The sequence below is a fragment of the Rhodoferax sp. genome, assembly GCF_023700745.1.
Taxonomy (GTDB): domain Bacteria; phylum Pseudomonadota; class Gammaproteobacteria; order Burkholderiales; family Burkholderiaceae_C; genus Rhodoferax.
This window is the reverse complement of record NZ_JAMPYG010000001.1, coordinates 210,671-224,761: the sequence shown is the minus strand read 5'-3', so window position 1 is coordinate 224,761 and position 14,091 is coordinate 210,671. Positions and strand designations below refer to the sequence as shown.

At 60.4% G+C, this 14,091-nt stretch carries 11 protein-coding genes; 10 read left to right on the top strand and 1 reads right to left on the bottom strand.

Annotated elements, in window-relative coordinates:
- Positions 1–12 precede the first annotated feature (12 nt).
- Positions 13–2,301 (bottom strand): arginine/lysine/ornithine decarboxylase, encoded by a 2,289-nt coding sequence (locus tag NDJ10_RS01135; protein WP_296159209.1) that lies wholly within the window; start codon positions 2,299–2,301, stop codon positions 13–15.
- Positions 2,302–2,430: 129 nt separating this feature from the next.
- On the opposite strand from NDJ10_RS01135, the gene NDJ10_RS01130 reads away from it, so the two are divergent.
- From NDJ10_RS01130 to NDJ10_RS01085, 10 genes are all read left to right on the top strand, one after another.
- The gene (locus tag NDJ10_RS01130; protein WP_296159208.1) at positions 2,431–2,856 is read left to right on the top strand and encodes an NfeD family protein; all 426 of its coding nucleotides are present in this window, start codon (positions 2,431–2,433) and stop codon (positions 2,854–2,856) included.
- 127 nt (positions 2,857–2,983) lie between these two features.
- Positions 2,984–3,904 (top strand): stomatin-like protein, encoded by a 921-nt coding sequence (locus tag NDJ10_RS01125; protein WP_296159207.1) that lies wholly within the window; start codon positions 2,984–2,986, stop codon positions 3,902–3,904.
- 58 nt (positions 3,905–3,962) lie between these two features.
- Positions 3,963–5,513, top strand: a complete 1,551-nt coding sequence (locus NDJ10_RS01120) for a fumarate hydratase (RefSeq protein WP_296159205.1) — start codon at positions 3,963–3,965, stop codon at positions 5,511–5,513.
- Positions 5,514–5,520: 7 nt separating this feature from the next.
- A complete protein-coding gene (gene murI, locus NDJ10_RS01115; RefSeq protein ID WP_296159419.1) occupies positions 5,521–6,324 on the top strand; it encodes a glutamate racemase in 804 nt (267 codons plus the stop codon).
- Between the two features lie 153 nt (positions 6,325–6,477).
- Entirely contained in the window at positions 6,478–7,698 is a 1,221-nt protein-coding gene (dapC, locus tag NDJ10_RS01110) for a succinyldiaminopimelate transaminase (RefSeq protein WP_296159204.1), read from the top strand.
- A gap of 29 nt (positions 7,699–7,727) precedes the next feature.
- Positions 7,728–8,552: a 2,3,4,5-tetrahydropyridine-2,6-dicarboxylate N-succinyltransferase gene (dapD, locus tag NDJ10_RS01105; RefSeq protein WP_296159203.1), complete on the top strand. Its 825-nt coding sequence runs from the start codon at positions 7,728–7,730 to the stop codon at positions 8,550–8,552.
- A 49-nt stretch (positions 8,553–8,601) separates the two neighbouring features.
- Positions 8,602–9,747 (top strand): PilT/PilU family type 4a pilus ATPase, encoded by a 1,146-nt coding sequence (locus tag NDJ10_RS01100; protein ID WP_296159418.1) that lies wholly within the window; start codon positions 8,602–8,604, stop codon positions 9,745–9,747.
- 8 nt (positions 9,748–9,755) lie between these two features.
- A complete protein-coding gene (gene dapE / locus NDJ10_RS01095) occupies positions 9,756–10,931 on the top strand; it encodes a succinyl-diaminopimelate desuccinylase (protein WP_296159202.1) in 1,176 nt (391 codons plus the stop codon).
- A complete protein-coding gene (gene prmB, locus NDJ10_RS01090; protein WP_296159201.1) occupies positions 10,928–11,863 on the top strand; it encodes a 50S ribosomal protein L3 N(5)-glutamine methyltransferase in 936 nt (311 codons plus the stop codon). Before dapE ends, prmB begins: the two co-directional genes overlap by 4 nt.
- Positions 11,864–12,004: 141 nt before the next feature.
- Positions 12,005–13,960, top strand: coding sequence for an ATP-binding cassette domain-containing protein (locus NDJ10_RS01085; protein WP_296159200.1), 1,956 nt, complete (start codon positions 12,005–12,007; stop codon positions 13,958–13,960).
- Positions 13,961–14,091: the final 131 nt, after the last annotated feature.

Sequence of the window (14,091 nt, the reverse complement as noted above, 5' to 3'; positions counted from 1 at the left end):
CGCGAATGCCCCTCAGGTTTTCACACAATCCGCATAGTAATGCACCTGGCCGTCGGCGCCCTGCTCTTCCACCAGACCGTGGATGTCGGTTTCGAAGCCCGGGCACTGGCGATTGAACTCGCGGGAAAACTTGAGGTAATCCACAATCTTCCGGTTGAACACCTCGCCCGGAATCAGCAGCGGAATACCCGGTGGGTAAGGCGTCACCAGGCCGACGGTAATGCGGCCTTCGAGCTGGTCAATCTCCACGCGCTCGGTTTTGCGCAAGGCGATGTGGGCATAGGCATCGCTGGGCTTCATGGCCGGCGTCAGGTCGCTCAGGTACATCTCGGTGGTGAGCCGCGCAATGTCGTACTTGGCGTAGAGCTGGTGAATGTGCTGGCACAGGTCGGCCAGGCCCATGTCCTCATATTGGGGGTACTTCTGGCAAAACTCGGGCAGGATGCGCCACATCGCCTGGTTCTTGGCGTAATCATCCTTGAACTGCTGCAAAGCGGTCAACATGCTGTTCCAGCGGCCCTTGGTGATACCGATGGTGAACATGATGAAAAAGCTGTACAGCCCGGTTTTTTCCACCACCACGCCGTGCTCGGCCAGGAACTTGGTGACGATGCTGGCCGGTATGCCTCTTTTCGCAAATTTTCCGTTCAGGTCCATGCCAGGCGTCACCACGGTGGATTTGATCGGGTCGAGCATGTTGAAGCCGGTGGCCATCTTGCCAAAACCGTGCCAGTTCACGCCGGCCTTGATGGTGCGCGACTCACCCTTGATGATCCAGTCGTCGGCGCGGCCAATGCCCTCCTCCACCAGCTTGTCCGGGCCCCAGACCTTGAACCACCAGTCCGAACCATAGTCGTCGTCAATTTGGCGCATGGCACGGCGGAAGTCCAGTGCCTCGGCAATGCTTTCTTCCACCAGCGCGGTGCCGCCGGGCGGTTCCATCATGGCCGCCGCCACGTCGCAACTGGCAATGATGCTGTACTGCGGACTGGTGCTGGTGTGCATCAGGTAGGCTTCGTTGAACAGGTGTTTGTCGAGCTTGACGGTTTGCGAATCCTGCACCAGCACATGGCTGGCCTGGCTGATACCGGCCAGCAGTTTGTGGATCGACTGGGTCGCATAAACCATGGCCTTTTTGGGCCGTGCCCGGTCCTTGCCCATGGCGTGGTAGGTACCGTAAAACGGATGGAATGCCGCGTGCGGCAACCAGGCTTCGTCAAAGTGGATGTTTTCCACATATCCGTCAAGCATGTTCTTGACTGTTTCGGTGTTGTACAGCACGCCGTCGTAGGTCGATTGCGTCAGCGTCAGCACGCGCGGCTTGATCTGGTTCACATCAATGGCGGGCAAATGCTCCTTGATCAGTGGATTGGCCCTGATCTTGGCCTTGATGGTGGCGGGCTCGAACTCGCTTTTCGGGATCGGGCCGATGATGCCGAAGTGGTTGCGCGTGGGCTTCAAAAACACCGGGATCGCGCCGGTCATGATGATCGCGTGCAGGATGGATTTGTGGCAATTGCGGTCCACCACCACCACATCGTTCGGCGCCACCGTGTGGTGCCAGACCATCTTGTTGCTGGTGCTGGTGCCGTTGGTGACAAAAAAGCAGTGGTCGGCATTGAAAATGCGCGCCGCATTGCGCTCGCTCTTGCCAATGGCGCCGTCATGGTCGAGCAACTGGCCCAGCTCTTCGACCGCATTGCAGACATCGGCGCGCAGCATGTTCTCACCATAAAACTGGTGGTACATCTGGCCTACCGGGCTTTTCAGAAAAGCCACGCCGCCGGAGTGACCCGGGCAATGCCACGAATACGAGCCATCTTCGGCATAGTCGAGCAAGGCCTTGAAAAACGGCGGTTGCACGCCTTCCAGATAACTTTTGGCTTCGCGGATGATGTGGCGTGCAACAAACTCGGGCGTGTCCTCGAACATGTGAATGAAGCCGTGCAACTCGCGCAAAATGTCATTGGGCAGGTGGCGACTGGTCTTGGTTTCACCGTAGATGTAGATCGGCACATCGAGGTTGCGCCGCCGCACCTCTTCAATGAAGTGGCGCAGGTTCACCACCGCCGGGTCCAGGTCCGGTCCGGGGGTGAATTCCTCGTCGTCGATCGACAAAATGAAGGTGCTGGCCCGGCTTTGTTGCTGGGCAAACTGGCTCAGGTCACCATAACTGGTGACACCCAGCACCTCAAAACCTTCGGTCTCAATGGCCTGCGCCAGCGCGCGAATGCCCAGCCCGGAGATGTTCTCGGAACGGTAGTCCTCGTCAATGATGACAATCGGAAAGCGGAATTTCATGGCAGGCTCCAGCGACACACGTAAAAAAGTAAATTGGCGCGAAGTGTAAGGACTTATCAAGACAGCACTGTTGCGAACACGCACTTTTACCGCAGAATGCGGCAGGACAAATCACAAATGGAAGCAAGCATGACTGAATCGACCATCTGGTGGCTACTGGCAGGGGGACTGATTGCGCTTGAACTGCTGACCGGCACCTTTTACCTGCTGATGCTGTCGCTGGGTGTGGCGGGTGCCGCCATCGCCGCCCACCTGGGGGCGTCGGTGACGGTGCAACTGGTGGTGGCTGCAGTGCTTGGTGGTGGCTGTGTGGTGGCCTGGCGCAGCTTCAAGAAGCACCAACCACCCGCCCTGCCGGCTGGCGCCAACCGCGATGTCAATCTGGACATCGGCGAAACCCTGCATATCGATGCCTGGAACGAGGATGGCACCAGCTCCGCCAGGTACCGCGGCGCCACCTGGAGCGTTTCCCTGCGCCCCGGTGCGGCATCAGGCCCCGGTCCGTACCGCATTGTCGAGGTGATCGGCAGTCGCCTGGTGGTCGAAAAATTGTGAATTTAAAGTGAAAAAAAGGCTGTCGTTGCGAACGAAGTGAAACAGTCCATGACTTCCAGCTGCATGGACTGTTTCACTTCGTTCGTCGTGACGGGATCATCGTCTAGCTAGTTTTTTGGAGTCATCAATGGAAGTCGCAGTCATCTTTTTTGTCATCGCGGTCATCTTCGTCACGCAATCGATCAAGGTTGTTCCCCAGCAACACGCCTGGGTCGTTGAGCGCTTGGGTAAATACACCGGCACCCTGATGCCTGGCCTCAATTTCTTGATCCCGTTCGTTGACAAGGTGGCCTACAAGCACCTGCTCAAGGAGGTCCCGCTGGACATCCCGAGCCAAGTCTGCATCACGCGCGACAACACCCAGTTGCAGGTTGATGGCATTCTGTATTTCCAGGTGACCGACGCCATGCGCGCCAGCTACGGCTCCAGCAACTACATCATGGCGATTTCGCAATTGGCGCAAACCTCATTGCGTTCGGTGATCGGCAAGCTTGAACTCGACAAGACCTTCGAGGAGCGCGACATCATCAACGCCCAGGTGGTGCAGGCCATTGACGAAGCCGCGCTGAACTGGGGCGTGAAAGTGTTGCGCTACGAAATCAAGGACCTGACGCCACCGAAGGAAATCCTGCACGCCATGCAGCAGCAGATCACTGCCGAGCGCGAAAAACGTGCCCTGATTGCCGCCTCTGAAGGCCGTCGCCAGGAACAGATCAACATTGCCACCGGTGAGCGGGAAGCCTTCATTGCCCGCTCCGAGGGTGAAAAACAGGCCATCATCAACAACGCTCAGGGCCAAGCTGCCTCCATTCTGGCGGTGGCCGAAGCCAACGCCCAGGCCATCGAGCGCGTGGCTGCCGCCATCCGCCAGCCCGGCGGTGAGCAGGCGGTGCAGCTCAAGGTGGCCGAAAAAGCCGTGGATGCCTACAGCAAGGTGGCCGCAGACGCCACCACCACGCTGATCGTGCCCAGCAACATGACCGAAGTCGCGGCCCTGGTGGGATCGGCCATGAAGATGGTGCAGGCGCAAAAATCGTCCGTCGGCTGAGTCGTCAGTCTGGCGTCGGGGCCGGATGGTTAAACTTGCCTTTTTTGAGGACACAACCATGAGCACCATCCGCCAGAACGACCTGATTGAATCCGTTGCCGCCGCCCTGCAGTACATCAGCTACTACCACCCGGCCGACTACATTGCCCACCTGGCACGCGCTTACGAGCGCGAGCAAAGCCCGGCCGCCAAGGATGCGATTGCCCAGATTCTCACCAACAGCAAGATGAGCGCTACCGGTCACCGCCCGATTTGCCAGGACACCGGCATCGTCAACGTGTTCCTCAAAGTCGGCATGGATGTGCGCTGGGAAGGTTTCACCGGCAGCCTGGACGACGCCATCAACGAAGGCGTGCGCCGCGCCTACAACGATCCCGCCAACACCTTGCGTGCCAGCGTCGTGGCAGACCCCGAGTTTTTGCGCAAAAACACCAAAGACAACACCCCCGCCGTGATCTTCTCCGAGATCGTTCCCGGCAACCAACTGGAGGTCACGGTGGCGGCCAAGGGCGGCGGCTCCGAGAACAAGAGCAAGATGTACATGCTCAACCCCGGCGACTCGGTGGTGGACTGGGTGCTCAAGACCGTGCCGACGATGGGCGCGGGCTGGTGCCCGCCCGGCATGCTGGGCATCGGGATTGGCGGCACCGCCGAAAAAGCCGTGCTGATGGCCAAGGAAAGCCTGATGGACGACCTTGACATGTACGAACTGCAGGCCAAGGCAGCCAGCGGCGCGGAGCTCTCCAAAGTTGAAAAGCTTCGCCTAGAGTTGTTCGACAAGGTCAACGCCCTGGGCATTGGGGCGCAAGGCCTGGGCGGCCTGACCACCGTGCTGGATGTCAAGATCAAGATGTACCCGACCCACGCCGCCAGCAAGCCCATCGCCATGATTCCCAACTGCGCCGCCACCCGGCACGCCCATTTTGTGATGGATGGCAGCGGCCCGGTCTACCTGACACCCCCGTCGTTGGACACCTGGCCCGACGTGGACTGGGCTCCCGACTACGTCAAAAGCAAAAAAGTTGACCTGAACACCTTGAGCAAGGAAGAAGTCGCCAGTTGGAAGCCCGGTGACACCCTGCTGCTCAATGGCAAGATGCTCACCGGCCGCGATGCCGCCCACAAACGCATCAAGGACATGCTGGCCAAGGGTGAACCGCTGCCGGTGGACTTCACCAACCGCGTGATTTACTACGTCGGTCCGGTCGATCCCATTGGCGACGAAGCCGTGGGCCCGGCCGGTCCCACCACGGCCACCCGCATGGACGGCTTCACCGAGATGATGCTGGCGCAGACCGGCCTGATCGCCATGATTGGCAAGGCCGAGCGCGGTCCGGTGGCCATTGAGGCTATCAAAAAACATCAAAGCGCCTACCTCATGGCGGTGGGCGGTGCGGCCTACCTGGTGTCCAAGGCCATCAAGACCGCCAAGGTGGTCGGCTTTGCCGACCTCGGCATGGAAGCCATCTACGAATTTGACGTGGTCGACATGCCCGTGACGGTGGCGGTGGACGCGGGCGGCACCAGCGCCCACATTACCGGCCCCCAAGAGTGGCAAAAACGCATCGCCACCGGTGAATTCAAAGGCATCTCGGTTTCTGCGGCCTGAAGCGGCTCTGGTCAAACATCCCATCGGGGTGTTTGACAGCGGCGTTGGGGGGATGAGTATCCTCAAGGCCCTGCGTGCCGAGTTGCCACATGAAGACTTCGTCTATGTGGCCGACAGCGGCTTTGCGCCCTATGGTGAGCGCGATGAAGGTTTTGTGCTTGAGCGGTCCCGCGTCATCACCCGCCATTTGCTCACGCAGCAACACCTGGCCATCAAAGCCCTGGTCATTGCCTGCAACACCGCTACTGCGGCGGCCATCCACCTGCTGCGCCAGGAACACCCCGATTTATCCATCATCGGCGTCGAGCCAGCTCTTAAGCCTGCCATCGTCCTGAGCCAGACCCGACACATCGGCGTCATGGCCACGCGTGGCACCTTGAACAGCCAGAAGTTCAAGACCTTGCTGGCCAGTCTGGCAGATCAGGCGCAATTCGTCTGCCAGCCCTGCGATGGTCTGGCCGACGCGATCGAACGCCACGATACGGGCAAAATCATCGGGCTGTGCGGCCAATACACCAGAGCCATGGGTCAGTTTGGCGCCATGGCGGGTGACATTGACACACTGGTCCTGGGCTGCACCCATTACCCCTTTGCCAGCACTTATTTACAAGCCCTGGTCGGGCCCAACGTGCGTCTGGTGGACAACGGCGAACCCGTGGCTCGTCAGACCCGCCGCATGCTGCCCAGTTTGTCCAGCCATTGCGCCCCGGGCCAATGCCTGCTGCTCTCAACCGGCGACCCAGCCACGCTGCACATCGCAGCCCGGCGCTGGCTGGGTCTTGATGTGCCGGTGAAGTGCTTGCTCATCTGACTGCGTCCAAATCCTAAAACCATCGGCCCGGGGGCGGTCCTCCCAGAAGATATCGCCCTGCGGGAGCGGTGCCCTCGCCGCGATTGAATGAATCCCATCGGCCCAAGGCGGGTCTCCTATAAAAAGGTTCCCGACAAGGGATAATCCCGCCCCATGAATCCATTGCTCTCCCTTTTACAGCCTTACCCGTTTGAACGCCTGCGCCAGCTTTTTGCCGGCGTCACACCCAACCCGGCCTATCGCCCCATCAGCCTGGGCATTGGTGAACCCAAACACGCCCCGCCAGCATTCATCCAGCAAGCCATGATGGCGTCGATCACCGGTACGCCCAGTGGTCTGGCCAGTTATCCCGCCACGGCAGGAGAACCGAAACTGCGGGAGGCTTTTGCGGCGTGGCTCCAGAAACGCTACGGCCTGAGTCTGAGCCCGGCCTTGCAGATACTGCCAGTGAACGGCTCGCGCGAAGCGCTGTTTTCACTCACACAAACCATCATCAACCCGGGCACGGCAACCAGCCTGAGTGAAAAACCGCTGGTGGTCTGCCCCAACCCGTTCTACCAGATTTACGAAGGCGCAGCCTTGCTGGCCGGCGCTGATGCCTACTATGTGGCCAGTGATCCGGCACGCAACTTTGCCCCTGACTGGGACAGCGTCCCGGAGGCGGTCTGGGCGCGCACGCAGCAGCTTTTTGTCTGCTCGCCCGGCAACCCAACCGGCGCAGTGATGCCTTTGTCGGAGTGGAAGAAGTTGTTCGTCTTGAGCGACCGCTTTGGCTTTGTGATTGCCTCAGACGAGTGTTACAGCGAAATTTATTTCCGCGACGAGCCACCCCTGGGGGGCCTGGAAGCAGCAGCCAAACTGGGCCGCAGCGACTTCAAAAACCTCATCATCCTGACCAGCCTGTCCAAACGCAGCAACGTGCCGGGCATGCGCAGTGGTTTTGTTGCTGGTGACGCGGCCCTCATCAAGCAATATCTGCTTTACCGCACCTACCACGGCTGTGCCATGAGTCCGGTGGTGCAGGCCGCCAGCATCGCTGCCTGGCATGACGAGGCACACGTGGTGGATAACCGCGCCCTGTACCGGACCAAGTTTGCCCAGGTGACGCCCCTGCTGGCGCAGGTCATGAACGTGGCCTTGCCTGACGCGGGCTTCTATTTGTGGGCGGATGTGGCCGGGGATGACACGGCTTTCGCCCGCGAACTGTACGCTCTTTACAATGTGACCGTGTTGCCCGGTTCATTTTTGGCGCGCGAAGCGCATGGCCATAACCCCGGTGCCGGGCGCATTCGCATGGCACTGGTGGCTGACACCGCCGAGTGCCTGGAAGCGGCCCAACGCATCGTCGAGTTTGTCCGCGCCCACCATTCTTAATTCCTGTTTCATCCAACCAATCTGCTGCCATGACCCAACAATTGCAAAACATCCTCAACGCCGCCTGGGAAGACCGTGCCAACATTTCAGTGGCCTCGGCCCCCAAAGAGCTGACCGATGCGGTCGAACACGTGATTCAAGGACTCAATACCGGTGCGCTGCGCGTGGCCACGCGCGATGGCGTGGGCCAGTGGACCACTCACCAGTGGATCAAAAAAGCCGTGCTGCTGAGCTTTCGTCTCAACGACAACGTTCTCATGAAGTCCGGCGACCTGGCTTTTTACGACAAGGTGCCGACCAAGTTTTCCCACATGGACGCCACCGGTCTGCAAGCCACCGGAGTGCGCATCGTGCCGCCCGCCGTGGCGCGCCGCGGCAGCTATCTGGCCAAAGGCGTGATCCTGATGCCCTCCTTTGTCAACATCGGTGCCTATGTGGATGAAGGCACCATGGTCGACACCTGGGCCGCCGTGGGCTCGTGCGCCCAGATTGGCAAAAACGTGCACCTGAGTGGCGGTGTCGGCATCGGTGGCGTGCTGGAGCCGATGCAGGCCAACCCCACCATCATCGAGGACAACTGCTTCATTGGTGCCCGCTCCGAGATTGTCGAAGGCGTCATCGTCGAGGAAAACTCGGTGATTTCCATGGGCGTCTACATCGGCCAGAGCACACCCATCTACGACCGGGCAACGGACACCGTGAGCTATGGCCGCATTCCGGCCGGCTCGGTCGTCATCAGCGGCAACCTGCCCAAGGAGAGTGGCAAATACAGCCTGTATGCCGCCATCATCGTCAAACATGTGGACGCACAAACCCGTGCCAAAACCAGTTTGAACGACCTGTTGCGCGACTAACCCTGAGTGGTATCCGATGGCAATGACCAGCAATGAAAGCAGCGCGCCCATGGGCACCATGGTGCGCATCCTGCGCTTGATGCCTGAAAAGCGCGCTTCCGACATTTATCTGTCAGCCAATGCACCTGCCACGATACGCATCAATGGTGAGTGCATTCCCATCAATAGCCAGATTCTGCCGCCCGATGCCCCGCTGACCCTTCTTGCCGAAGTATTGCCACCCGAGCGCATCCAGGAACTGCAAAAGAGCCATGAACTCAACATGGCCTTGTCACTGCCCGGTATCGGACGTTTTCGCATCAGTGCCATGGTGCAGCGCAGCAGCGTGGCGGTGGTGATCCGGCACATCAACAATGACATCCCGCCACTGGGCACCCTTGGCTTGCCGTCTGCGCTGGCCGAGTTGATGTTGCAGAAACGTGGCCTGATCCTGATGGTGGGTGCCACTGGCGCAGGCAAAAGCACCACACTGGCCGCCATGATCGACCACCGCAATGTCAACATGACGGGGCATATCCTCACAATCGAAGACCCGATTGAGTTCCTGTTCAGAAACAAGCGCTCCATCATCAACCAGCGCGAGGTCGGACCCGACACCCACAGCACCGACATCGCCCTCAAAAATGCCCTTCGCCAGGCCCCTGATGTGATCCTGATTGGCGAAGTGCGCGACCGTGAAACCATGACCGCCGCCATTGCCTATGCCCAAACCGGGCATTTGTGCCTGGCCACCATGCATGCCAACAACAGTTACCAGGCACTCAACCGCATCCTGAGCTTTTACCCGGCCGAGGTACGCATGACCATGCTGGGTGACCTGGCCGCCGCCATGAAGGCCATCATTTCGCAACGCTTGCTGCGGAACATCGCCGGTACCCGCAGCGCCGCGGTCGAAATCATGCTCAACACCAAATTGGTGGCCGAGTTGATTGAAAAAGGCGATTTTTCAGGCATTCAGGAGGCCATGGCGAAGTCCATGGCCGAGGGCAGTCAGACTTTCGAGGAAGACATCGCCCGTCTGATCACGACCGACGTTGTCGATCGCAAAGAAGGCCTGGCCTTTGCCGATTCGCCCACCAACCTGATGTGGCGCCTGCAAAACGACTTTAGCTCAAAAGCCAACGCCCAGGTGCCTGTTGACGATCCTGACGACGAACCCAGCTTTACCGAAATCACGCTCGACTTGAACCACTGAACCTGCCCATGAACCCTACCCTTGCCCTGGCCTGTGACCTGATCGCTTGCCCTTCCGAGACCCCAAGCGACGCCCACTGCCAGCAGATCATGGGCGCGCGTCTGCAAGCCATCGGTTTCCAGCTGGAAACCATCGTCAGTGGCCCGGCAGATTTTGAAGTCACCAACCTGTGGGCCAAACGCCCGGCCAAGCCCATACCGGGACAGCCAGGCGCAACCAGGTTGCTGGTGTTTGCCGGCCACACTGATGTCGTGCCTACCGGTCCGGTGAAACTCTGGGACAGTGACCCATTCAAGCCCACGCTGCGTGACGGCAAACTGTTTGGCAGAGGTGCTGCCGACATGAAAACTTCGCTGGCCGCCTTTATGGTGGCCACGGAAGAATTTGTGACAGCGCAGCCCGACTCCCCGCTGGCCATCGGTTTTCTGCTGACCAGTGACGAAGAGGGCCCGGCCCTGGACGGTACCGTCAAGGTCTGCGACATGCTGCAAGCCCGTGGCGAAGTGCTGGACTACTGCATTGTGGGTGAGCCTACTTCGGTCAAGTCCACCGGCGACATGATCAAAAACGGCCGCCGCGGCTCCTTGAATGGCAAGCTGACCGTCAAGGGCACCCAAGGCCACATTGCCTACCCGCAGCTGGCCAACAATCCCATTCACCTGTTGGCACCGGCGCTCGCCGAGCTGATCGGCATCGAATGGGACCGCGGCAACGCATTTTTCCCGCCCACCAGTTGGCAGGTCAGCAACATTCATGGCGGCACCGGTGCCACCAATGTCATTCCGGGCACGGTGGTGGTGGACTTCAACTTCCGGTTTTCAACGGAATCCACACCGGAAACCCTGCAAAGCCGCCTGCAAGCGGTGTTGGACCGCCATGACTTTGCCTATGACCTGGCCTGGACGCTCAGCGGCCTGCCTTTTTTGACGCCACCTGGCACCCTGGTCGATACCGTGGTGGCGGCTATTGGTGCCGAAACCGGCCTGACCCCGGAGCTTTCCACCAGCGGTGGCACCAGCGACGGCCGTTTCATTGCCAAGATCTGCCCACAAGTCATCGAGTTCGGCCCACCCAACGCCACCATCCACAAGATCAACGAGCACATTGCCCTGACCGACATTGAGCCGCTCAAAAACATTTACCGTCGGGTGCTGGAAAACCTGCATGCGCAGTTGCTGGCATGAAGCGGCATCTTCCTCACGGCGAAGACATCACACTGCTGGACTGTGTGACCCGTGCCGCGCAGCAATTGACCGAAGCCGGTGTGGTGTTTGGCCACGGCACCCAGAATGCTTTCGACGAAGCCGCCTGGCTGGTGTTGTGGCAACTCGAACTGCCGCTGGACACACCGCTTGAACCCACCCCCGACGCGGATGCCCCGGTGTCGACGCGGCTGGTCACGCCTGCCGAACAGGCGCAGGTAGCCGCTCTGTTGAAAACCCGCATTAAGACACGCAAACCAGCTGCCTACCTGACCCGCGAGGCCTGGCTGCAAGGCGTCTCGTTTTACGTGGACGAACGCGCCATCGTGCCACGCTCGCTGATAGCCGAAGTGCTGGTCGAAGGCAGTCTCGACTACTGGCTCAATGAATCGACCCACCGGGTGCTCGATTTGTGCACCGGCAACGGCAGCCTGGCCGTGCTGGCCGCGCTGGTTTACCCCGAGGTGATGGTGCAGGCATCGGACATCAGTGCCGATGCGCTCGAAGTGGCCCGCATCAACGTGGAGCACCATGGTCTGCATGAGCGCATCACCCTGCATCTGGGTGATGGCCTGCCGGATCACGGCGGCCCCTATGACCTGATTTTGTGCAACCCGCCCTATGTCAATGCCGCCAGCATGGCCACACTGCCACCAGAATTCAGGGCAGAGCCTGCGCTGGCGCTTGACGGCAACACGGCAGGCGGTGTCGATGGCATGGATTTTGTCCGCCGCCTGTTGCAGGCAGCGCCTGCCCACATGACAGAAAACGCCATCCTGGTGCTTGAAATCGGCAACGAGAATACCCACTTCGAAGCCGCTTTCCCCTCCCTCGGCGTGATCTGGCTGGCCACCAGCGCCGGCGAAGACCAGGTGTTGCTGGTGACGCGTGAGGCGATGTTGAAGTTGCCATGATCGATTGGAATGCAATCGCGGCGAGGGCGCCGCTCCTACAGGGTGGAGCTCCCACAGGGCGCCTTGCCTTTGTAGGAGGCCCGCCCTCGGGTCGACGCTTCCTAATATTCATCTAAAACATTAAAAATACAAAGCAACCCATTGATTACATTAAAAAACGTTAATTTGCGTCGCGGCGCCAAAGTGCTGCTTGACGGTGCCAGCGTCACCATCAACCCCGGCGAAAAGGTCGGCTTGGTGGGGCGCAACGGCGCCGGCAAGTCGTCGCTGTTTGCCCTCTTCAACGGCAATCTGCACGAGGACGGCGGCGAATACTACATCCCCACCCAGTGGCGCATGGGCCAGGTGGCGCAGGACATGCCCGAAACCGAGCAGAGCGCCACCGACTTTGTCGTCGACGGCGACACCACCCTGCTGGCCGCACAACAGGAAGTCACGGCTTCTGAGGCCACCGACGACTACGACCGCATGGCCCACGCCTACATGGCGTTGCAGGATGCCGGTGCCCACGACGCGCCGGCGCGCGCCCAAGCACTCATTCAAGGCCTGGGTTTCAAGACCACCGAGCTCGACAACCCGGTCAACAGCTTCTCGGGCGGCTGGCGCATGCGCCTGCAATTGGCCCGCGCGCTGATGTGCCCCAGCGACCTGCTGCTGCTGGACGAACCCACCAACCACCTGGACCTGGACGCATTGGTCTGGCTGGAGGCCTGGCTCAAGCGTTACGAAGGCACCATGATCGTCATCAGCCACGACCGCGAATTTCTCGATGCCGTGACCAATGTCACGCTGCACATTGACGCGGGCAAGCTGGTGCGCTACGGCGGCAACTACAGCAAGTTCGAGGACATGCGCGCCGAGCAGATGGAGTTGCAACAGAACGCCTTTGCCAAGCAGCAGGACAAGATTGCCCACCTGCAAAAGTTCATCGCCCGCTTCAAGGCCAAAGCCAGCAAGGCCAAGCAGGCGCAAAGCCGGGTCAAGGCACTGGACCGCATGGAAAAAATCGCCCCCCTGCTGTCCGAGGCCGACTTCACCTTTGAATTCAAGGAACCCGCCAACCTGCCCAACCCGATGCTGTCGATGAGCGGTGTCAGCTTTGGTTATCCGCCGCCGGAGGATGCGCCCGAGGGCACGCCGCCCACGGTGATCGTGCGCAACGTCAGCAAGTCGGTGCTGGCCGGTCAGCGCATCGGTATTCTGGGCGCCAACGGCCAGGGCAAATCGACCGTGGTGAAAACCATCGCGCGTGATCTGGCGCCCATCGGCGGCGAGATCACCGAAGGCAAGGGCCTCAACATTGGCTACTTTGCCCAGCAGGAGCTCGACGTGCTGCGACCTGCAGATACCCCGCTGGAGCACATGATCCGCCTGGTCAAGGACATGACGGCAGCCGGCAAGATCGTTGGCCAGCAGACGCGCGAGCAAGACCTGCGCAGTTTCCTGGGTACCTTCAACTTTGGTGGCGACATGGTCAAGCAGGCCGTGGGCAGCATGAGCGGCGGCGAAAAAGCGCGGCTGGTGCTGTGCATGATCGTCTGGCAGCGCCCCAACCTGCTGCTGCTTGACGAGCCGACCAACCACCTCGACCTGGCCACCCGCGAGGCGCTGGCCATGGCACTCAATGAATTCGAGGGCACCGTCATGCTGGTCAGCCACGACCGTGCCCTGCTCAGGTCGGTCTGTGACGAATTCTGGATGGTCTCGCATGGCGGCGTCGAACCCTTTGACGGCGACCTGGACGACTACCAGCGTTACCTGCTCGACGAGGCCAAGCGCCAGCGCGAACTCATCAAGGAAGCCAGCAGCGCCGCCGCCAAGGCCGAGCGCAAGGCACAGGCCGAAGCGGCGGCCGCTGCCAAGCTCAAGGCCAAACCCGCCCCCAGCAGCGCGCTCAAGCGCAAACTGGCCGACCTTGAAGCCCGCATGGCGACACTTCAGGCCGAGGGCACCCAGCTGGAAGGTCACCTGTGCCAATCGCCACCGCCCGCCGACTTTGCCAACCAGGGCAAACGCCTGAAAGCGGTCAACGAAGAATTGCAAAACCTCGAAGAGCAGTGGCTGGCCGTGTCGAGCGAAATGGAGTCCGCGGCTTGATGCACAATCAGTCCATCGCGGCGACGGTAGCCTCTAGGCGGCCTGCCCTCTGGCCGATGGCTGTTGGGGGCAATCGCGGCGAGGGCGCCGCTCCCACAGGGCGCTGTTTGGTCTGTGACAATCCCACCACA